Annotated in this window: 17 protein-coding genes; 10 read left to right on the top strand and 7 right to left on the bottom strand. The window is 50.8% G+C overall.

Annotation, left to right across the window (positions count from 1 at the left end; translation table 11 throughout):
- Positions 1 to 75: 75 nt before the first annotated feature.
- Positions 76 to 1,608, bottom strand: coding sequence for a photosystem II chlorophyll-binding protein CP47 (gene psbB / locus H6F91_RS23605; protein ID WP_190770131.1), 1,533 nt, complete (start codon positions 1,606 to 1,608; stop codon positions 76 to 78).
- Between the two features lie 340 nt (positions 1,609 to 1,948).
- On the opposite strand from psbB, the gene H6F91_RS23610 reads away from it, so the two are divergent.
- On the top strand, positions 1,949 to 2,275 hold the full coding sequence (locus H6F91_RS23610) for a 2Fe-2S iron-sulfur cluster-binding protein (protein WP_190770165.1): 327 nt from the start codon (positions 1,949 to 1,951) through the stop codon (positions 2,273 to 2,275).
- A 142-nt stretch (positions 2,276 to 2,417) separates the two neighbouring features.
- Positions 2,418 to 2,528, top strand: a complete 111-nt coding sequence (psbM, locus tag H6F91_RS23615; protein ID WP_190770130.1) for a photosystem II reaction center protein PsbM — start codon at positions 2,418 to 2,420, stop codon at positions 2,526 to 2,528.
- A 267-nt stretch (positions 2,529 to 2,795) separates the two neighbouring features.
- On the opposite strand, the gene H6F91_RS23620 is transcribed toward psbM, so the two are convergent.
- The 4 genes from H6F91_RS23620 to H6F91_RS28385 form a co-directional block, all read right to left on the bottom strand.
- On the bottom strand, positions 2,796 to 3,758 hold the full coding sequence (locus H6F91_RS23620) for a site-specific DNA-methyltransferase (protein WP_190772756.1): 963 nt from the start codon (positions 3,756 to 3,758) through the stop codon (positions 2,796 to 2,798).
- A gap of 119 nt (positions 3,759 to 3,877) precedes the next feature.
- Positions 3,878 to 6,409 (bottom strand): hypothetical protein, encoded by a 2,532-nt coding sequence (locus H6F91_RS23625; RefSeq protein WP_190772755.1) that lies wholly within the window; start codon positions 6,407 to 6,409, stop codon positions 3,878 to 3,880.
- A gap of 243 nt (positions 6,410 to 6,652) precedes the next feature.
- Positions 6,653 to 7,732 carry a Gfo/Idh/MocA family oxidoreductase gene (locus H6F91_RS23630; RefSeq protein WP_347280078.1) on the bottom strand — a complete coding sequence of 360 codons (1,080 nt, stop codon included), beginning with the start codon at positions 7,730 to 7,732 and terminating at the stop codon, positions 6,653 to 6,655.
- 199 nt (positions 7,733 to 7,931) lie between these two features.
- Positions 7,932 to 8,063 (bottom strand): hypothetical protein, encoded by a 132-nt coding sequence (locus tag H6F91_RS28385; protein WP_277874452.1) that lies wholly within the window; start codon positions 8,061 to 8,063, stop codon positions 7,932 to 7,934.
- A 120-nt stretch (positions 8,064 to 8,183) separates the two neighbouring features.
- Here H6F91_RS28385 and H6F91_RS23635 point away from each other — a divergent pair, with 120 nt between their 5' ends.
- Positions 8,184 to 8,873, top strand: coding sequence for a response regulator transcription factor (locus tag H6F91_RS23635; RefSeq protein ID WP_190772754.1), 690 nt, complete (start codon positions 8,184 to 8,186; stop codon positions 8,871 to 8,873).
- A 310-nt stretch (positions 8,874 to 9,183) separates the two neighbouring features.
- Here H6F91_RS23635 and H6F91_RS23640 read toward each other — a convergent pair whose 3' ends face one another.
- Positions 9,184 to 9,678, bottom strand: a complete 495-nt coding sequence (locus tag H6F91_RS23640) for a low molecular weight protein-tyrosine-phosphatase (RefSeq protein WP_190772753.1) — start codon at positions 9,676 to 9,678, stop codon at positions 9,184 to 9,186.
- Positions 9,679 to 10,072: 394 nt separating this feature from the next.
- On the opposite strand from H6F91_RS23640, the gene H6F91_RS23650 reads away from it, so the two are divergent.
- From H6F91_RS23650 to H6F91_RS23680, 7 genes are all read left to right on the top strand, one after another.
- Positions 10,073 to 10,819, top strand: a complete 747-nt coding sequence (locus tag H6F91_RS23650) for a hypothetical protein (RefSeq protein ID WP_190772751.1) — start codon at positions 10,073 to 10,075, stop codon at positions 10,817 to 10,819.
- 753 nt (positions 10,820 to 11,572) lie between these two features.
- On the top strand, positions 11,573 to 12,937 hold the full coding sequence (locus tag H6F91_RS23655; protein WP_190772750.1) for a CmpA/NrtA family ABC transporter substrate-binding protein: 1,365 nt from the start codon (positions 11,573 to 11,575) through the stop codon (positions 12,935 to 12,937).
- Positions 12,938 to 13,149: 212 nt separating this feature from the next.
- Positions 13,150 to 13,998, top strand: a complete 849-nt coding sequence (gene ntrB, locus H6F91_RS23660) for a nitrate ABC transporter permease (protein ID WP_190772749.1) — start codon at positions 13,150 to 13,152, stop codon at positions 13,996 to 13,998.
- A 305-nt stretch (positions 13,999 to 14,303) separates the two neighbouring features.
- Positions 14,304 to 16,322 (top strand): nitrate ABC transporter ATP-binding protein, encoded by a 2,019-nt coding sequence (locus H6F91_RS23665; protein ID WP_190772748.1) that lies wholly within the window; start codon positions 14,304 to 14,306, stop codon positions 16,320 to 16,322.
- Between the two features lie 167 nt (positions 16,323 to 16,489).
- Positions 16,490 to 17,335, top strand: coding sequence for a nitrate ABC transporter ATP-binding protein (locus tag H6F91_RS23670; RefSeq protein ID WP_190772747.1), 846 nt, complete (start codon positions 16,490 to 16,492; stop codon positions 17,333 to 17,335).
- 738 nt (positions 17,336 to 18,073) lie between these two features.
- The gene (locus H6F91_RS23675; protein ID WP_190772746.1) at positions 18,074 to 19,273 is read left to right on the top strand and encodes a general stress protein; all 1,200 of its coding nucleotides are present in this window, start codon (positions 18,074 to 18,076) and stop codon (positions 19,271 to 19,273) included.
- 82 nt (positions 19,274 to 19,355) lie between these two features.
- Positions 19,356 to 19,820, top strand: a complete 465-nt coding sequence (locus H6F91_RS23680) for a BON domain-containing protein (RefSeq protein WP_190772745.1) — start codon at positions 19,356 to 19,358, stop codon at positions 19,818 to 19,820.
- Between the two features lie 809 nt (positions 19,821 to 20,629).
- Here H6F91_RS23680 and H6F91_RS23690 read toward each other — a convergent pair.
- Positions 20,630 to 21,532 carry a polyphosphate kinase 2 family protein gene (locus H6F91_RS23690; protein ID WP_190789517.1) on the bottom strand — a complete coding sequence of 301 codons (903 nt, stop codon included), beginning with the start codon at positions 21,530 to 21,532 and terminating at the stop codon, positions 20,630 to 20,632.
- Between the last annotated feature and the right edge of the window lie 53 nt (positions 21,533 to 21,585).

Genomic DNA, 21,585 nt, shown 5'->3' on the forward strand with positions numbered 1-21,585 from the left:
TGCTGCTGAATAGAAATCTGCAAAAAGGGTTGATCTTTCGTGTGCATTGCACACGAAAGATCAAATGAGACTGTCTTAGACAGCTTCCTTACGGCGGGTGGACTTGTCACCCACTTTCTGGAAGTAACCCCATTCCACTTGCTCTTCTGCAAGGTCGGGGTCTACACCAGCGAACACGTCGCGGAACAGGGTACGAGCCCCATGCCAGATGTGACCGAAGAAGAACAGCAGAGCAAAGACAGCATGACCGAAGGTAAACCATCCACGAGGGCTGGTACGGAATACACCATCAGACTCATAGGTTTCCCGGTCAAATTCGAACACTTCACCCAACTGTGCTTTACGGGCAAACTGCTTAACCTCAGCGGGGTCGTTGAAGGTTTGACCATTCAGCGCACCACCATAAAGGGTTGCACTGACACCAACCTGCTCAAAGCTGTACTTCGATTCCGCACGACGGAAAGGAATATCAGCCCGAATCACACCGTCAGAATCCGTCAGGATAACGGGGAAGTTTTCAAAGAAGTTAGGAATACGACGAACGGTCAGCTCGCGGCCTTCCTTATCTTTGAACACGGGGTGACCCAACCAGGCTACGGGCAGACCGTCACCTTTAATCATGGGGCCAGTGCGGAACAGACCACCCTTCGCAGGGTTATTGCCCACATAGTCATAGAAGGCAAGCTTCTCAGGAATCGCAGCGTAAGCATCTTCTAAAGAAGAGCCATCCGCCAGATCCGCTTTCACACGGCGATCGATTTCTTGCTGGAAGTAGCCGCTATCCCACTGATAACGGGTAGGACCAAACAGTTCGATCGGGGTGGTAGCACTGCCATACCACATGGTTCCAGCTACCACGAAGGCAGCAAAGAACACAGCGGCAATACTGCTAGACAGCACCGTCTCGATGTTACCCATCCGCAGAGCCTTATAGAGACGCTCCGGTGGACGCACCGTCAGGTGGAACAGACCCGCAATAATTCCGACGACCCCAGCGGCGATGTGGTGGGCCACAACACCCCCTGGGTTGAAGGGGTTAAACCCTTCTGGCCCCCAGGCCGGAGCAACCGGTTGAACGGAGCCTGTTAATCCGTATGGATCTGACACCCACATCCCAGGCCCAAATAGACCGGTCAGGTGGAACGCTCCAAAGCCGAAGCAGAGAAGCCCAGACAGAAACAGGTGGATACCAAACATCTTAGGCAGGTCCAGAGCAGGTTCCCCGGTACGGGGGTCTCTGAACAGTTCCAGATCCCAATAAACCCAGTGCCAGCAGGCAGCCAGGAACAGGAGACCGGACAAGACAATGTGAGCAGCGGCAACACCTTCGAATGACCAGAAGCCAGGGTTCACACCAGTTTCACCCGTAATGCTCCAGCCACCCCAGGAGCCCGTCACACCCAGACGAGACATAAAGGGTAAAACAAACATCCCCTGACGCCACATGGGATTCAGCACAGGGTCGCTGGGGTCGAAGATCGCCAGCTCATAAAGAGCCATAGATCCTGCCCAACCGGCGACCAGAGCGGTGTGCATCAGGTGTACAGCAATCAATCGCCCGGGGTCATTCAGAACGACTGTGTGTACGCGATACCAGGGTAGTCCCATCGACTACGCTCCTCCTAAATTCAATGATTTCAACGCCTTCTTGAGCCTTTATTTATGTAAGCTGCCAGATACTAGTAAGACTACCAGAATCAGGCATTCCTAAAGTTGCCCGTCTGTACATAAAGTTCTTTACCTCTCTGTAGAGGCTCTAAACCTTCGACAGCTTGACGGTACGTTGTAAAAATGAAAGTGTATGAAAAAGTGTAACTAGCGTTCATACTTGAATGCAAGTGCGCCGTTGAAGTAGAGGATGGTATTTTTTCCCATGTCGAATCTTCAAAGTTCCGAAACCGAGTCGCTGCCTACGGAAGGGACGGCAGTGGAGGAAACACCCGTAATTATGGAAAAACCTCAGACCAAGCCCGCAGGAAGTCCTTCAATTAAGTTTCTTAAAGAAGATAAGGAAGTCGTAGCGGCCAGTGGGGCCAATCTTCGCTTGCGAGCGTTGGAGAATGGCATCGACCTCTATACTTTCATGGGCAAGATGATGAACTGCGGTGGTTACGGCCAATGTGGCACTTGCGTCATTGAAGTGGTAGAAGGGATGGAAAACCTATCTCCCCGCACGGATGTTGAGAATCGTAAACTCAAGAAAAAGCCAGACAATTATCGACTGGCCTGCCAAACCCTGGTAAATGGCCCAGTGACCGTGAATACCAAGCCCTAAACAACCTTTTTCAGAAGTCAGAATATCTCTGGCTTCTGAAAAAGATTCAGATAAAAACTCTCAGTTGCCAGTGACGGCGCACTCGGTGATATTCTGGAACGTAGTTTTGATTCACAAGATTTAGGTTGGGAGGCTGGGTTCAATGCCTGTTAATGATTTGGGTTTTGTAGCAAGTCTTTTGTTTGTACTTGTTCCGACCGTTTTCTTGCTAATTCTTTACATTCAAACTGCTAGCAAGCAAAGTGACAGCTGATCAATATTGGGGGCACTGTTGAGAAGTGCCTGCTTCGGAATTTATTTGCAATTTTGCTGAATATGGGTTTAGTAGGGTTGGTCTTGAGCTAACCCTTTTTTGTGCCAAAAAGAGGGAATGCGAAAGTTGCTCTCACTCTACTCTTTTTGGGCTGGGCTTCGCTTTAAGGAGATTTCCAACAATGAAATTATCCCCAGGATGTTGGTGCTTTGCCCGCTTCGCGGGCAAAGCACCAACATCCTGGATAAATTCTTATGCAGAAACCTCCTAAGAACATTGAGAACCATCCGAACAAGTGTAGGGTTGGCTGTTACGTTCCCAGAAAACGCGATCGCGATATCCCTGAATTCCTCGATTCTGATTTGCCAGGTGCAGGCGTTTCTCCGCTAAGCAGGAATAATATTCGTCAATTTCGATGCCGATGAAGTGACGATCGAGTTTCTTGGCAACAACAGAGGTGGTGCCCGAGCCAAGGAATGGATCGAGCACTACAGCCCCAGAAGGTGTGCTAGCAAGAACCAGTTTGGCGATCAGTTTTTCAGGTTTTTGGGTGGGATGGTCGGTGTTTTCGGGCATTGACCAGAAGGGTACTGTGATGTCCGTCCACAAATTAGAGGCCGCAGTCAGGCGAAAATTACCGTGTGATGTGCGTTTCCAGTCCTTTGGGTTGCCGCTTGCGTCGGTGTAAGGCGCGATCACGCGTCGCTGCAACCTCACAGCCTCCGGATCGAAATAATAGTTAGACGACACCGTACAGAACCAGATATCTTCAGCGTTATTTTTCCAGTTAGACCGGGCAGCGCGGCCCTTTTCCCGCTCCCAGGTAATGCGATTGCGAATCACTAAATAATGGGACGCGACTTCATAAATGGCTAAGGAAGATTGCCAATCTCCACAGATATAAACCGATGCCGTTGGTTTTAGTACTCGCATGAGAGGCGTAAACCAGGTTTCGATCCACTCCCGGTAATCAGTCAGGGGTTTACGGCGGGTAGCCTGTTGGCGAAAGCGCTTCGTGAGGTTATAAGGCGGATCAATCACCAACAAATCGACAAATTGATTGGGAAGCCAGGGCAACACATCCAATAAATCCTGGCAAATTGTACGGTTGAGAATTTCATCAGCAGAGGCGGGCTGATGCAACGTTAGGAGCCGTTGACGATAGTGCGATCGCTCCTCATCCGTCAGTTTCAATGTGCGGTTACGTGGCGCGGGAGATTTAGCAGTCAAGGTGAATGCAGCGGGTTGGGTCTAACAAACGATAGAGCAAAAAATCTGAAGCGAACAATTTTCTTTAATGTGTTGAATTTTGCGTGCCCGGAGCACACGCAAAATTCAACAGGAAAGGGTTATTCAAACCTCTGACGCTGAGATGACCATTGGCGCAGAGAGTAGGTGTTGTTTTGACGCGTAATCAGAAGAGGAAGCGGGTTGTCTGGGGTGTTCGCGATCGCCAACATCTGCTGGCCCGCATTACGGCTCAGTTCGCTATAGACCAACTTACCCTCGGGAGAAAAGACAAGGGTTCGGGGAGAGGTCGGAGAAGTCGTTGAATTCTCTTGCTGCAAATTCAAAATGGTCTCCATCTGACCATCCCCGGTTAAGTCGATAGAGTTCACCAGCCAGGAACCCTGTTCAAAAAAGGGAGCGTCTCCTTCCCGCACTTCATTATCTGTGGATAGGTTGGAATGAGCCTGAAGTTCCGTGCGCAATTCCTGAGCCAGCGTTTCGGCCGCCGCCGGATTTTGGAGAGCCAGATCTTGCAGGCGAGTGCTGCCTCGCGGATTTTGCCAGGTGAAGGCGGCACTGGTGTAGGCCAGTAATGGGCTAGAGGGAGCATCCGTGACGGGTTCTCCGGAAGCCAGCAGCTCAATTACACCGTTACTCCAGCGCAGAGCCCGAACAACCACCGAACGGTTTTGAGGTTCTCCGGCTAAATCCCAAGCGACCAGTTGCAGGTTCGATTCCTGAAGGAAACCCAACTGATTCCACAGGTAGCGAGGGGTAACGGTGGGTCCGAGGAGAGAAGGAAAGGGCGATCGCTCCCATCCCTGACCCTGATAGACCCCCACAAGCTGGATCCGATACCACTGGGTCGCCGCCTCTGGGTCAGGTGGTGTGCCATTGGGCTGTTGCCAGTTGCGTGGATCAGGAGAAGAAATGGGAGTAGCGGTACCGTAAAACCGATTGGCTACCGCAGGCTGTTCGGTCTGATTCAGCAGGGTTTCATCAAGCTGTTGGAGAATGCGACGGTTTTGAGAATCGAGGGATCGGTTGACCAGGGTAGTCCCAGACTGCCCTTGGAGCCAGGCGATCGCCGCCCCTCGCCCCTGCCGCATATATTGCATGAGACTGGCCCACTGCCGTACTGCTGTGCGATCGCGGCTGAGCCGTGCTGCCGTGTTGACCCGTTGCCACAATTGGCGAGACTCCGGGCTCAATAGCCGGGTTACCTCATCCCCATCTTTGAGCCCTTTCATCAAAGCATCCCAGGCCAGTTCCCAACGACCATCAATCACTTGAGCCATCAGCTTTTCACTCGGATTAGCCCAGTCGCGGTCCGCATTTTTCTGGGTGACATCGGCGTGCAGCTTCACCACATCTAGTTGAGCTTGAGCATAGGCGGGCCAACGCTTACCCCACCGCTCTTTCATCGAGCTGAGCACTTCCTGGGCTGGAGACCAGAGGCCCTGGCGGGCCAGCAATAATGCATTGTCGTAGCCAGAACTATCAATGGGAGTCTGCTGAAGAGAAATCTCATTCAGCCGAATAGGTTGTTCGCGGGTAGCTGTGGCTAACTGATAAACCCGAAAGCTTGGCTCTAGACCAATGGTCTGATCAATTAATAACTCCGGACTACCCCCGCCTGTAATGGGCTTCCATTGAGGCATTTGACCAGCAGGGCTGGTCCAAGGCAGGACCAGTCGCAATTGCCGCCAGCGGGGATCGTACCAGCCGACATACCCGAATCGGATGCGATCGCGCCCCGGTTGATATACCCCACTCAGAGTAAACCAAACACCTCCGTTAGAAGGGGCATTCGAGAACGGTTCCAGGGCGTCCATCGGCAGTGCACGGTCAGAGCCCGGTCCTGCTGCGGTGACCTGTACCAGAGGAGCCGTTACGAAAAATTCGTCCGGGCCGTCAATGGGAAGGCGATCGCCTAAACGGTATCGAGCATCTCGGCCCGGCTCCCGATGATAAACTCGCAATTCTTGAATACGGTTACAGGAAGCAGCCTCCTGGCAACCTGAAGGTCGCCCCAAAACTGGAATCAGCAAATCTCCATCTCTAGCACCGTTGGCATCCCCAGCCAAGTTCAAAGGTTGGCCTAGCATCAAACCATCTTCTTCAGCCAACGTTTTAAGTTCTGTTAGCGTTTTGGGTGCATCCCGTTGGTAACGTTCGGCCTCACGGCTCCATTCGGGAAACATCCAACTCAACCATCCTACAGAACCCGGGTTCACGACCAGCTGAAGGGCAACCCATCCTCCACCAAACACCAGGGCTCCAGCCCCTGTCCACAGCAAGCTGACAAGTATGGCCGAAATTAGCGCATTCCGCTTACTGTAATCCTTAGGAATCACCATCATGCGAATGCGAGAGGTGGTATCCGTAGGCTCGGGTTCTAGATCCGGCTTGCCTTCAAAAAATTCTGAGGTGGAAGGTTGATGATGCTGAGAAACCAGTACCTGCACCCGAGGGCGAGGAGGACTGATCTCAGGGTTAGGTCCCTCAGGTGGGGATGTTGCGCGTCCACGGCGCGACTGCACCCACAGCTTCACCCGAGGTGAACCGGGGGATGCAGGGGCAGGAGAAGGCGTTGTTTTAGACGTTCGGCTTTGCCGTTTAGAAGCATTTCGCCGACCAGGGCTCCACATGGGTAGCAGTAACGAAAGAACGAATTCTAGAAAAACACCCTCAGTGAGAACACCGAAAGGCCATAATTCCTAGCCCATTCTACGCGGAGATTTTGGAATGGCGGGATGTTTTTGTTGAGAACGCCGGAATTCTTACTTCTGGAATATTTCAGCTCCTTCAGGACTTACGCTCCGCTATCCGTAGTGTATTTGTGTTATGGGTGGGGGGCGAAGCACCCCACCCATAACACAAATGCGTAAGTCCTATCCCGCCATCACCGTCGAGAGATCCGATTGAAGGGTAGAGGGTTCTTGGAACTCCCAGACCTGGCCGTCTAGCGCTATTTGCTCAATTAAGCTAGCCAATCGCAGCGCCTTCAGCGCTTGCTCACCGCCAACAGAAGGTTGGTCTCCCCCCCGAACACAATGAACAAAATGTTCTAACTCCGCGTGGAGGGGTTCGATGTTGCTGGTGTGAACCTTTTCAATCAAACCATCCTGGCGATAAAGCACTTGACCATAATCTGTGCGGTAATTGGCGGTGGTTTGGCGATGGATTAGAATTTCGTTGTTGAGGAAATCTGCCTCGGTCAAGGAATTACGACAGTGAGCCGTAATCTGACGAATTTTACGGTGGGTTACCTTGCTGGCGGTCACCGTTGCAACGATGCCGTTCGCAAACGCCAGGTGAGCAGTTACGTAATCGAGGTGGCCCGAGTCAGAGGCACGGCTTCCGGCGGCGGTGAGTTTTACCACCGGGGCAGCAGCCAGCTCCAACAGCAGGTCAATATCGTGAATCATTAAGTCAAGTACCACCGATACATCATTCGCCCGGTTAGAATAAGGGCTCATGCGGTGAGCTTCTAAAGCCAAAATTTGCTCGGTCTTGAGCACCTTGCTCAATTCTTGAAAGGCCGGGTTGAAGCGCTCGATGTGGCCCACTTGAAGGATGCAGTTCGAGGCAGCAGCAGCATTGACAAGGGATTCAGCTTCAGCAATGCTGGCAGCGATGGGTTTTTCAATAAGCACATGTACCCCAGCTTGTAAGCAGGTCATTCCAACACTGTGGTGGAGGCGCGTGGGAACTGCAATACAGACGGCATCTACGTGGTCTAAAAGGTCAAGATAATCCTCAAAAAACCTGACACGGTACTTACTGGCGGTATCGAGCCCCCGCTCAACGTTGACATCGGATACACCGACCAGTTCGACGTCTTTCAGCAAGCTGAGAACGCGAGTATGGTGCTGCCCCATATTCCCCACACCAATAACCCCCACGCGAATTGGCTCTAGCGGGGGGCGATGGGGAGAACTGGTACCCGTGCTATTCTCTCTGTTTTGCACGCCTGTTACACTCCTACACCAGAATTGAGGATGAGTCTCATTGGAGCCGCCCAACAGCTAAGAAGACGGTCTTTGCTGTTACTTTCTGCAAAGCTGCTTGCTAAAAAAGGTGCCGGTTCGTCACACAACGTAAACAATCGCTCACGATTATCATATCAATCGATCTGATGATCGGATTGGATTATGGGCTGAGGAAAGTTTATTTACCATGACCATCGTCTTTAACTTCCTTATTGGAAGCCGGAAGCCGAATCCACTGACAGGGACGTGTGGCAGTTTCTTGCCCGTCCTGACAGGGCGCATCCTCGACGCCCAGACACGGCATACCCATTTTTGTAGTGTGACCTAGAGGAAGGCCAGCTTACCTCTACCTAAAACTGGATCTTTTCCCTTAGTTTTACGGGAATTCTTGCGATAATAAATTTAGACTTGGAGGCTGAATCCAGATGCCATGCCCTTAACAGTCTTAGTGGTAGATGATGACTTGGGAACCCGGCTCTCGATTAGCGATTATCTTGAACTAACGGGCTACCTGACATTGATGGCGGAGAACGGCGAGCGAGCCCTGAAGCTAGTCGAGGAATATCGCCCCCATCTTTTGGTGACTGATATTGCCATGCCCCGCATGGATGGGTTTGAGCTAGTTCGGCAGATTCGCCAGAAGCCGGAGTTTCGCCTGCTTCCAGTGGTGTTTTTGACGGCTCATCACGAAACCGAATCACGGATTCGGGGATATCAACTCGGCTGTGATGTGTACTTGCCGAAACCCTTTGATCTGAAAGAATTAGGAGCTGTAGTCCGCAATCTGTTGGAGCGATCGCAATTGATCGAGGCCGAATGGCGCATGCGATCGCTCTCCACCCCTACTGAAATTGCTCCCCTGTCCCCTGACAACTACACTGCATCCTCCCCTAACGCCGCTCGGGATATGGCGGTGGCGATCGCCCTTGGCTTAACTACTCGTGAGAAGGGGGTCTTGCGCTTGCTGTCCGATGGGCTTTCCAATGCTCAGATTGGCGATCGCCTGCATCTGAGCCCTCGCACCATTGAGAAGTATGTGAGCAACCTTTTCCGCAAGACCGAGACGAACAATCGTGCTGAGTTAGTACGGTTTGCGATGGATCATCACCTGGTCGAGTAGGGCCTTATTTATTTCCCATGAAGGTGTATGGTGGTTCGTGCCGTACACTTTGTTGTTTTACAGCGCTTTTCAAGCGCTTAAAATCTGGTTTTTGTGAGAGTCGCGCGGAGCGCGACTCTCACAAAAACAGCCGTGACTGATTCAAGCGCAAAGCGCTGTGAGAATTTTTCTGCCAGTCCCATGGTGCACTGTCATCAGAAAAGCCTACTTTGGTATGCACAAAGCACATACCAAAGTAGGCGGTCCAGCTTATTCCAAATGGACGTTTTCTAAGGGCTTTAGTTGCGATCGCACGGCAACCTCCCCTCCGCTATCCGCCATGCTTCGCGAATTGCGTTTTGCAAATTTCGTCTAGCAAGCCTGTGCAGGCATCCATTAATAGATCAATGACGTAATTAAAGCCTTCGGGACCACCATAGTAAGGATCGGGAACCTCCTCGTCGGTGTGGGTGCGACAGTATTCGCACATCAGCTTCACCCTATCGCTGTACTGATTCTCTAGATCCCAGCGTAGGATCTCACGGTAGTTATCCCGATCCATCGCCAGGACAAGGTCAAAGGCGTGGAGATCCGATTGGGCAAATTGACGGGCAGAACCGATCATTTCCAGGCCGAGGCGTTGTCGAGCAGCGGCCATCATGCGGCGGTCGGGAGGATGACCAACATGCCATCCGCCTGTACCAGCAGAATCACAGACAATTTCCTGCTCCAGTCCCCGTTCCCGGATAAGCATATTCATAATATTTTCTGCGGAAGGAGAGCGACAGATGTTGCCAAGGCAGACAAATAGAATTTTGTAGGGCATAAACCAGGAAACTGGAATTGAAATTCTTTTTCAGCATACCCCGGACGTGGGGAAGAAAAATTGATACCCCTTTTCAATCAGCAATTCTCGTTGTGAGCTGCAAAACCGAGAGCCGGGCTCGCAGGGCACGAACTCTCGGTTTTGAATCCGAAGGCTCTCACGTTGGATGGGCGATCGCGTCCTGTAAGACCCATCCAAGCATCTATCCTGAGGGCAAATTGCCAGAACTGTATAGAGGAGATGTCACCGTCTCCAGAGAAATGGTAGATTCCGACCCTCTGTCACCATCCATTCTTTAATCGCCTTGTAATACTAGATCTAGAGCCCAGAAAGCCCCCCCTCCTGGACGGAGACATCTACCCTATCGTCTTGAGCCCGATACCGGGCTACTGCTATGAAAAATTGTTCCGTTACGCCTTGGATGGTCGTGGCCCTACTATCCCTTGCGGGATGTAATACGGCTCCTTCGTCTACATCCAGCCCCACGACAACAGTTGCCCCTGCTGTCCGTACGGCACCCACAGCAGACCAGACTCCAGCCTCTGTCGCTTCACCTCCTGATGTATCGGTTGAGCCGTCTGTTGACGATACTTCTCGCATTGCCATTAACACTGTAATTATTCCTGGAGAACGAGTTGGGGATATTACAGCAACAACGTCGCGTGCCGAATTAGCGGAGCTTTTTGGTGAAGCCGCCCTGACCGATGAAGATGTGAATGTGGGGGAAGGCTTTGTTGAGCCAGGAACCCGTGTGGATCTGGGTAATGGGCGATCGCTCAGCATCATTTGGTCAGATACCACCCGCACCCAACCCGTTCAAGTACGCAACTTTGGTTCCGGCTGGCACGTGCCTGAAGGAATTCGCATTGGCACCTCGTTCCCAGAGTTGCATCAAATCCTGGGGCCATTTGAACTGTCAGGATTTGGTTGGGATTACGGTGGTACGCTTTCGTTGAAAGGAACAAAACTGGCAAACTACGAAGACTTGTTAGTGGTTCGGGTCCAACCGGAAGCCGAATTGCAAACGTCTGGGGATTATCAGGCTGTCATGGGTGAGGAGTTGTATCCGGATAGTGACCCGCATTTGCGATCGCTCAATCTCCGCGTCAACGAGATGATCGTTTACTTAAAACCACAGTGAGCACCATAAACTCTCAGTCACCGATCGGCAAGCATCACTCAATAGACACCTCAAAACAATCTAAAACAAACTAAACTGCTGCGCCTAGCAGGCGGCGTAGCAGTTTAGTTTGTATCGTTAACGACAATCACTACAGCTTACGGCTAGCGAACCTCTGGAAGCATTCATTAGGCTTTAATCAAACACCCTCAGCCCACTCAATACATTCCATCAGAATATCTAGCACTTTACTAATTAGCAGATGCAACTATAGAAGACTTTGATAGCAACAATTATTTTTCATCGACCTATCAATTCCGGAAAGCTCCTAGAAACACTGTGAAGTTCCTTAAGAACGATAGATAAATCTAATCCTTGTTCATCGAAGCACCCAATAGTTAAGGCATTTGTACGATTTTGCCTAATCCGTTCTATAGAAAACCACACTAAAAAAGAACGATTTTATTGGGATTCAGAAACTAAAACTTTAGCTTATCAATTCGATTGGATAGTCGTTGTCTTCCGATGGTTTAGGAAGCGAAAATTTTCCTTAAAAAGGCGCTATTCTCATACATAAGCACAACGCAGTGCTTAGAAATACAGTTGCCAATTCGAGAAGGGTTACGGCCAACACTCATTTCAGAACCTCAAAGGTTTCGGTTTGAGAGTTCTGGGTTTCTAACGTGAGAGTGGTTCCGGACCCGCAAGGTCTCGTTCATCAATTTCTATTGTCGATAATTCTTTTTGCTGTGGGGATGCCACGGAGGAGATTCTATGTCCGATTTTTCCCGCGTGACGCGACGTAAGTTCTTATTTACCGCTGGTGCGTCCGCTGCCGGTGCTGTATTCCTCAAGGGTTGCGTTGGCAATCCTCCCGGAAGCACTCCTGTTGCAACAACCGGTAATACTACTACTGCTCCAGCAACAACCGCAGGTACCGCTGATACGCCAGAAACGACCACGATTAAGTTGGGCTATGTTCCTATCGTAGAATCAGCACCCCTGGTCGTTGCTTTAGAAAAGGGATTCTTCGCCAAGTACGGCATGACTGGCGCGGAAGTATTGAAGCAAGCCAACTGGGGTTCTGCTCGGGATAACGTGGAAATTGGCGCTGCTGCGGGTGGAATTGATGGGGGCCAATGGCAAATGCCCATGCCACACCTGATTTCCGAAGGGATTATTACCAAGGGTAATCAGAAAATCCCCATGTATGTATTGTCGCAGCTGAATACTCAGGGGAATGGTATTGCGATCGCCAAAAAGCACCTGGGCAAAGGCATTGGCTTGGATCTCAGCAAAGCCAAGGATTATATCCTCAGCTTGAAATCTGCTGGAACTCCCTTCAAAGCGGCTTACACGTTCCCCAAAGCCAATCAAGACTTCTGGATTCGCTACTGGTTCGCCGCAGGTGGCATTAACCCCGACACCGACATCAGTCTGTTGGCCGTTCCTTCAGCACAAACCGTTGCCAATATGAAGACGGGCACAATGGACGCTTTCAGCACTGGCGACCCCTGGCCTTACCGGATTGTGGCCGACGACATCGGTTTTATGTCAGCGTTAACCGCTCAAATCTGGCCCGATCACCCCGAGGAATATCTGGCAATTCGCGCCGATTGGGTCGACGCTAATCCCAAAGCCACCAAAGCCGTTCTCATGGCCGTGATGGAAGCGCAGCAGTGGTGTGATGACCCTGCAAACCGGGAAGAGCTGTCCACCATTCTGGCAGGCCGCAACTACTTCAACCTGCCGAAGGAAATCCTGTCTGAGCCTTACAAAGGTATGTACAAGATGGGCGACGGCCAACCAGACATCAATGACACCAAGATGGCCACCCTCTACTGGAAGGACAGCAAGGGCAGCGTCTCCTATCCCTACAAGAGCCATGACCTGTGGTTCCTGACCGAGAGTGTGCGTTGGGGCTTCCTGCCTGCATCCACGATGGACAACGCTCAAAAGATTGTCGACAGCGTCAACCGGGAAGACCTGTGGAAAGAGGCAGCCCAGGCCCTCGGTATAGCGTCCAGCGACATCCCCAGCAACACCTCCCGTGGGGTTGAAACCTTCTTCGACGGTAAGACTTTTGATCCGAGCAATCCCAAGGCATATCTCGAAAGCCTGGAGATCAAGAAGGTCTAGTCGTCCGAAACCCCCAATCTCCTGAGAGAAAAGGGCTTGGGGGGTTCCGAAAAGCTTGAAACGTGTTGATAGGCCAGCACGATTCAAATTCAAAACAAACTCCCAATCAATGCCGGGATAGGTTCTGTGTCGGCATAGGGAATGCGTTTACCCAATTTCCTGTGTTCCCCTTGTGATTTCACCTGTTTAGTTGTTTCATTACGAGCAGAATTATGACCACCACCACCACGCGACGCAGTTCAGGTTTCAATGCCGGAGGAGCATTAGGCAAGTTCTGGAAGAAGAACGCTAAGAATATTTGGCCCCCTCTGGCTGCTATCTTGGTGCTCGGTACTATCTGGCAGTTGGCTTATGCACTCAAATTAACGCTGTTGCCAGGACCCCTTAGCATCTTCACGGATGAGCGGACTCGTACCCTATTGCTCTATCCTTTTTACGATTTGGGTGGGCTAGATAAAGGTTTGTTCTGGCAAACCCTGGCCAGTCTGCAACGAGTTATGATTGGCTACTCTCTGGCCGCTATTGTAGGAATCGCCCTGGGAATTGTCGTTGGTCTCAGCCCGGTTATGTATCGTGCTCTCGACCCCATCTTCCAGTTTCTGCGAACAGTACCGCCTCTTGCCTGGGTACCCATCTCTCTGGCAGCATTGCAGCAAAACGAGCCCGCTGCCCTGTTCGTAATTTTCATTACCGCGATTTGGCCGATTCTGATTAACACCACAGTTGGTGTGCAGCAAATTCCGCAAGATTACATCAACGTACGTCGGGTATTGCGTCTGTCGAACCAGAAGTTCTTCTTTAAGATTCTGCTTCCGTCTGCACTGCCTTACATCTTTACGGGTCTGCGGATTGCAATTGGTCTGGCCTGGTTGGCGATTATCGCGGCTGAGATTGTAATGTCTGGAATTGTGGGAATTGGTTTCTTTATCTGGGACTCGTACCAGAACAACTATGTCAGCGAAATCATTCTGGCCCTGTTTTACATTGGTGCCGTTGGCTTGTTGCTCGACCGTGCGATGGCCTTTATCCAAAACCTGATCGTGCCCGTGGACCGTCGATAGGTTTTGGTCAAGCTTAACTGCTGATTGGTGGTGGTTAAGGGTGTCTGTGGGGCGATGGCCTCTCATCGTCCCCACAGTTCACAACACCGATTTATGCCATCAGCAGCGATCGCCTAGCGATCCAAAGCGATATCACTCAGGCGATGGAATGGAGACGAGTGTGAGTTGAATTCATCCGTGTTCCGTTTAGTCTCAACGGAATGTTTCATAAACGGAAATTCAAATAGTTCTATCTATCCTCACCTCATTCACAAATACATCCATCGCCTATTCCCCCACAGTCCTCCATTCTTTCCAGAAAGCTTATGTCAGTATTTGTTGGTGTTGATCAAATCGAAAAGGTCTTCCCGCTCTCTGGCGGTGGCGAGTACATTGCCCTTAAGGGAATTGACCTACAAATTAAAAAAGGTGAGTTTATTTCGTTAATCGGTCACTCCGGTTGTGGTAAGTCTACTCTGCTGAATATGATCGCAGGTCTGGATCTTCCTAGCGATGGTCTTGTAACCCTGGAGGGTAAGCGGGTCGATAGCCCAGGCCCTGATCGCATGGTCGTGTTCCAGAACTACTCTCTGCTGCCCTGGTTAACGGTCAAAGAAAACATCGCGCTGGCAGTCGATGAAGTGTTGGGCGACCTGCCTAAGGCCGAGCGGGAAAAGATTGTAGATGACCACATTCGGATGGTGGGTCTGCAACATGCAGTCGATAAGCCCCCCGCACAGTTGTCTGGAGGCATGAAACAGCGGGTAGCGATCGCCCGCGCTCTAGCTATCCGTCCCAAGCTGCTGTTGCTGGATGAGCCCTTCGGTGCACTAGACGCACTGACTCGCGGAAACCTGCAAGAGCAGTTGATGAAAATCTGCGAAGAAAACCAGGTTACCGCTGTAATGGTGACTCACGATGTAGATGAAGCGGTACTGTTGAGCGATCGCATCGTTATGCTCACCAACGGCCCCGCTTCCAAGATCGGCGGCATTTTGGAAGTTGACATCCCCCGTCCCCGCAAGCGGATGGAAGTGGTCAACCACCCCAGCTACTACAGCTTGCGTTCTGAGCTGATTTACTTCCTCAACCAACAGAAGCGGATCAAGAAACTGCGGGCTCGCAAGACCGAGGCGATCGCTCGTCATGGTTTAGAAAAAGTCAACCTCGAAATCGGCTTCGTACCCCTCACTGCTTGCGCTCCTCTGGTCGTTGCTCAGGAGAAAGGCTTCTTCACCAAGCATGGCCTGGACGAAGTGAACCTGGTACGGGAAACTAGCTGGCGTGGCATCGTGGATGGCATCGTCGGTGGTTACCTTGATGGCGCACAAATGCCCGCCGGGATGCCCGTCTGGTTCTGCGCTGGCGGTCACCAGGACACTCCTCTGCCTGTGGTCAGCGCTCTCACCATGACCCGCAACGGCAACGCCATCACCCTGGACAAAAAGTTCTACGAGTTAGGGGTGCAAACCGCTGCAGATTTCAAGCGGATGTTGCTGGAAACCACCGATCAGCGGCACACCCTGGGGATGGTACATCCTTCCTCCATGCACAACCTGCTGCTGCGCTACTGGCTCGCCTCTGGTGGCATCGACCCCGACCACGATGTGTCTCTCAAGACTATCCCTCCGGCTCAGATGATTGCTGACCTCAAGGCGGGTACCATCGATGGCTACTGTGTGGGGGAACCCTGGAACGTACGAGCGGCGATGGAAAATGCAGGCTTCACCGTTGCCACCGACCTGGAAATTTGGCTGGGCCACCCCGGCAAAGTGCTCGGGGTTCGGGAAGACTGGGCCAACGCTTACCCCAACACCCACATTGCGCTGGTGAAGGCGATGCTGGAAGCTTGCCGCTACTGCGCCGATGAAGCGAACCACGAAGAAATTCGCCAGCTTCTCTCGCGTCGTGAGTATATCAGCACCGATGTGGAGTACATCCACCTGGGCGATCCCACTACCTTTGTATGCAATCGGGATCAACCCATGCGTGAGTATGCTCACCACCTGTTCTTTGGCGGTGGTGTGAACCGTCCCAGCCGTACTGAGCATCTGTGGATGATGACCCAGATGGCTCGCTGGGGCGACATTCCTTTCCCCCGCAACTGGGTGGAAATTCTGGAGCGAGTTTGCCGGGTGGGCGTTTTTAGCACAGCGGCACGGGAAATCGGGATTACAGATGTGAAGTTCCGCAGTGATTCTATTGAGCTGTTCGACGGCGTAGCCTTTGATGCGGACGACCCCATCTCCTACCTCAACGACCTGACGATCAAGCGTGATTTCAGCGTGGCTGAAGTTCCCCTCGACGGAGTCCGTCCGGTCGTTCCCCAAACCGTCGCCGCCTAGTTGTTTGTCGGTACACACAAACGCTTCAGACGGTTTTGCAAACGCCGCTGTATCCATCCGCTCAGTTTTGGGCAGAGCTGTGAGGCTCCTTACCTTAAACACTCTGCCCTTTCCTGAGATTGGCAACCAAGCACTTCCCGGTTCACCCTTATTCCTCATCAAGCACTATGCAGCAAATACTCGATACTTCCGTAACGAATCGTTCGCCAGGCCAACGCGTAGCCGAACCATTTCTAACGATCGAAGGGGTTTCCAAGGTTTATCCGACTCCCAAAGGGCCTTACACGGTACTGAAAGATGTCAATCTGAACGTAGCCCAGGGTGAGTTCATCTGCGTAATTGGTCACTCTGGTTGCGGTAAGTCCACACTTCTGAATATGGTGTCGGGTTTCAGCCAGCCCACCGATGGTAGTGTGCAACTGAAAGGCAACCCGATCAAGGGTCCTGGTCCCGATCGCATGGTTGTGTTTCAAAACTACGCCTTATTGCCCTGGCTGACTGCTTTCGAAAATGTTTACCTGGCTGTAGATTCTGTTAATCCTAACAAGCTTGAGGCAGAGAAGCGGGCCATCGTTCGGGATACGCTAGCGATGGTCGGCCTGTCCGATGCGATGGACAAAAAGCCGACGCAACTGTCTGGGGGTATGAAGCAACGGGTCGCGATCGCCCGCGCCCTCTCCATCCGCCCAGAAGTGCTGATTCTCGACGAGCCTTTTGGTGCACTGGACGCCATCACCAAAGAAGAACTTCAGGAAGAGTTGCTGAAAATTTGGAACGACAACCGTTGCACCGTGTTGATGATTACCCACGACATTGATGAAGCGTTGTTCCTGGCCGATCGCCTGGTCATGATGACCAACGGCCCCGCCGCCAATATTGGTGAAGTACTGACGATTCCCTTCCCCAGACCAAGGGATCGCGATCGCATTATGGAAGATCCCGAATACTATAAGCTGCGTAACTACGCACTCGACTTCCTATACAACCGTTTTGCCCACGATGATGTGGAGTAATCAGGCAGCCCTCTGACCCTTGGGGTTTCAAGCTAGTGATGCTTGAAACCCCTTTTTTGTATCTTTAGGCTCGACATCAAAAGATAATTTGAGTGGTGCTTTGGGGACAGCAAAATTATCTTTTGGCGCAGGCCAAAAGATTTTGTATCTAGCGTTTTTGTTACAAATCAGTCGCTCAACTCGATTAAACATAAGACCTGAAAGGCCACATGTCTGCACTGAGAGTAGTACAAACCTTTATGCCTTGTGTCTAGCTATAGCTACTTATACAGCGTTTTTCAACCGCTTAAAACCTGGTTGTTTTTGTGAGAGCCGCGCTCCGCGCGGCTCTCACAAAAACAACCGTGTCTGACTCAAGCCTAAGGCGCTGTAATCCCTTTAAACTAGAGAAGTACGAGAGATAGATGTAGAACAAAGCTCCCACCTAGCTTTCGTACTTCACTAATGCGGAAAATGATGCATTATGAATCGCTAATATCTATCAATTTTACGAACACGCTGTTACTTGAAACGGCCCAAAAGATAGAGGGTTTAAAGATAACTCAACCGTTAACTTGTAGGAATTGAATCTGAATAGTGAGCGGGCCCAACTATTGATTAATGATGGCCATCAAGCTCAAAAAGCACAGCAAGCTTGATGTACTCACCATTCACATTTTAGTTAAGCGAATTCATCAAAATCACCCCTAAAGCTATGTCTTTGCAAGTGATTTTGACTCGTTTCGGAGGGACAAAATTATGGTTAACACTCGTTCTGATGTCGATACAGCCAGACATCGCCGCGCAATCGGAACATTTCCGAACCGCCGTGCTGCAGAACATGCCCTGAACGAGCTACGCGATTCAGGCTTCCCAATGGCTCGGGTTTCTATCCTGACCAAAGATTCCGAAGACCAGGGCAACATTGCTGGGGCGACTCACCACACCAAAACTGATGAAGGCGCAAAGACGGGTGCGGCAGCAGGTGGAGCGCTGGGAACCATAACTGGCTTATTGGTTGGATTGGGCACCCTAGCAATTCCGGGAATTGGCCCCATTCTGGTAGCGGGGGCAACCGCTACGACACTGGCAACGACACTGGCAGGAACCGCAATTGGGGCGGTAGCCGGAAGCTTACTGGGTGCCTTGGCGGGTCTGGGAATTCCCGAAGACGAAGCCCACGGCTACCACGATCGCATTATGCGTGGGGAATACCTGGTGATTGTGGATGGCAGCGATGACGAGATTGCTCAGGCTGAGCAGATCCTCCATAGCCGGGGTGTGGAATCCTACAAGGTCTACGATGCTCCGAGCACCACAACAACGGCGGCTCCTGTTGCTGCACCGATGCCGATGCACTCAGCCCATCCAGACCCCCGTATTGCCCATCCCATTACAGCCAACTCTGTGCCACACGAGGATGTGGTTGGTGCAGGGCGCAACAAGCATGCGATCGCCCGCTTCTCTACATTGCATGACGCCGAAGCAGCTGTAACCGAGTTGCATCGCTCAGGGTTCCCTCTCAGCCATGTTTCTATAACCGCCAAGCGGATAGCCCGGCGTGACTCCTTTGTGGGGTTAGACGTGCGCGATCGCTTTGAAGCATCGCGCTACGGTATCCCAGCTGATCAGGCGCAACAGTACGATAGCGATTTAGAGCACGGAGATTTCCTTCTGGTTGTTGGCGGCACGGCATCCGAAATCAACCAGGCTCATGAGATTTTAGCAGCTCGTAAACCAGCATCCTGGCAGGTCTATGAGTCGGCGTCTGTCAATTCGAGCATGAATGCCTCAGGACTCAGCGGTTCAGCCGGAACCCGTGATGAGCGCATAGGAATTGATGAAAGTGCACGCACAGGGCTGGATAGCGCTCGGGACGATCGCACCCAACCTCGCATTCAAAAAAGTAGCTCTGAGCCCGAAGTGATCATCATTGATCACCGTAAAGACCCTCACTAAGTCCATTTGGGATGATTTTACGCAGAGTTATCTGCGTAAAATCATCTCCTTGTAAATGACATAACCCATTCAGCAATTCCTTATGAAGACACTCACCACATTACTTCTGAGTAGCGCTCTGCTATTAGGCGGTGTTGCTTGCAGCAATACGGCTCAAACCGCAGCAGATGCCCCGGATGACACCACTCAGGTAGGCCAAGTACCGCAGGGGGAAGATTCACAAACCGTTCAAGAGGATGGCGAGAGCGCCGTCCGGCGACGGCAGCTGAACTCCGATATTCGTGCCCGAGAACAACGGAATAATGCCGGAGGTGGAGATTTAGAACGGGCCGATGGTGACCTGGAAAGCGAGGTACGCAGTAAGCTGGAAGCCAATCTACCCGCCAGCCAGTTAACCACCGAGGCAAAGGATGGAGTCGTCACTATCTCAGGCACTGTACCAACGCAACCTCAATTGGAGCGCATTGATTCTTTAGCTCGGGAAATTAAAGGGGTTACTGATGTTAAGGTGAATGCCGTAGTGGCTCCCGCGCAGCCCGCTCAGTAACAAATAGCATCTATGATGTAAGGTTGATCTACCTCCGATTCACAGAGCATTTAACCTTCAATCATTTACGGGCTATGCATAGTATGCATAGCCTATTTTAATAATAGTTAGACGATACATAACACTAAGAGCAACATGAGAAGAAAATACAACTGTATATTAAAAACACATTACACTTACATTTGACCCCGCAGTTTCTCTGTTAAAGCTTTGAGAGTCAGACTTATGTTCTGAATGAACAGCACAACAGATGCTACAAGACATATCAAGCTAACAGTGAATAGTATGATAATGATGCCTTGAAGATCAATATTTACAAAAAAGGTTGTGAATAGAGCTATAACCAGCAAACTCACAAAAAGAGTACTGCCGAGGGCGATGGCAAGTAGAAGAATGCGCGATCGCCCATATAAAATACGGATTTGCGTCTTACAGCGATGAGTCTGTTCATCAAAATCAGTATTTTCAGATTGTTTCAACAAGAGCTGAATACAGCCAGTGGTATGTGCAAACCGATTCGTCATGGAGAGGATCAGTAAACCCAATCCCCGATACAAGAACAACCGGTGAAATGGCAGTTTGTAAGACCTGAGTTAAAGCACTCTGCTGAAGTTCCAGCAGAAATACCCCTTGTACACGTTGCTTTATATCTTTCGTTCATAGCAAAGCGTAACGTCTATTCAAGGTTCACTATGAGCGGCAGGCCAAAATTAAGGTTTCACGCATTTTCGAATAGTGTTTTAGCCATATAATGGAGTGTGGAAGAGGTATTTCGTACCTCTTCCACACTCCATTACATGTTTAGTTTATTACGGTTCTTGTTCCAAAAGCTGTTTTGCTTCTGCCAGTGTGATCTTCTGAGCTGCTGTCACTTCGGGATAGGCCAACCCAAGATTTGCCAGGTTTTCGTGAATGATAGCGCCCACAATGAGCCGTGTATACCATTTGCGATCGGCAGGGATGATATACCACGGTGCCCATTCCGTACTCGTGTTATTAAAAACATCCTCGTAGGCATCCATGTACTTATCCCACAATTGGCGCTCTTTAACATCAGCAGCAGAAAACTTCCAGTTCTTCTCAGGTAGCTCTAACCGTTTCATGAAACGTTCCTTTTGTTCCTCCTTCGAAACATTGAGAAAAAACTTCAGGATAACAACGCCATTGTTCACTAAATATTTCTCGAAGTTATTGATCTCCTCAAAGCGCTGCTTCCAGACCTTACTGCTTTCCTTAAGGGACGCAGGTAGTTGTTGCCGTTCCAATAACTCTGGATGAACGCGCACCACTAACACTTCTTCGTAATAGGAACGGTTGAAAATACCAATTCTGCCGCGCTCAGGAACCGCTTTGGAGTACCGCCACAGGTAATCGTGATCCAGCTCTTCAGCAGAGGGTTGTTTAAAGCTAAACACCTGGCATCCCTGAGGGTTAACTCCTGACATAACATGCTTGATGGTGCCGTCTTTTCCTGCTGCATCCATAGCCTGAAAGATGCAGAGCAAAGCATAGGTGTTCTGTGCATAGAGTTTGTCTTGAAACTCTGCTAGCCGCTCGATGCTCGCTTTTAAGACCTCGGGCGATCGCTCCTTCAACTCTTTTTTGTCTATCCTGATATCCTTATACTCAAAATTATTCAAATATCGAGGGTCAAAATCTTTTAGTTTTATTTTAGAGTTCGGCTTAACAATAAACGGTTCAAACAAGCTCATAGTTTTCCTCTCACTCTTCCGCCAAAGATTCGGAAAATGATTTAAGCTCAGCC

Source organism: Leptolyngbya sp. FACHB-8 (assembly GCF_014695575.1).
In the GTDB taxonomy this organism is placed as follows: Bacteria; Cyanobacteriota; Cyanobacteriia; order Elainellales; family Elainellaceae; genus Vacuolonema.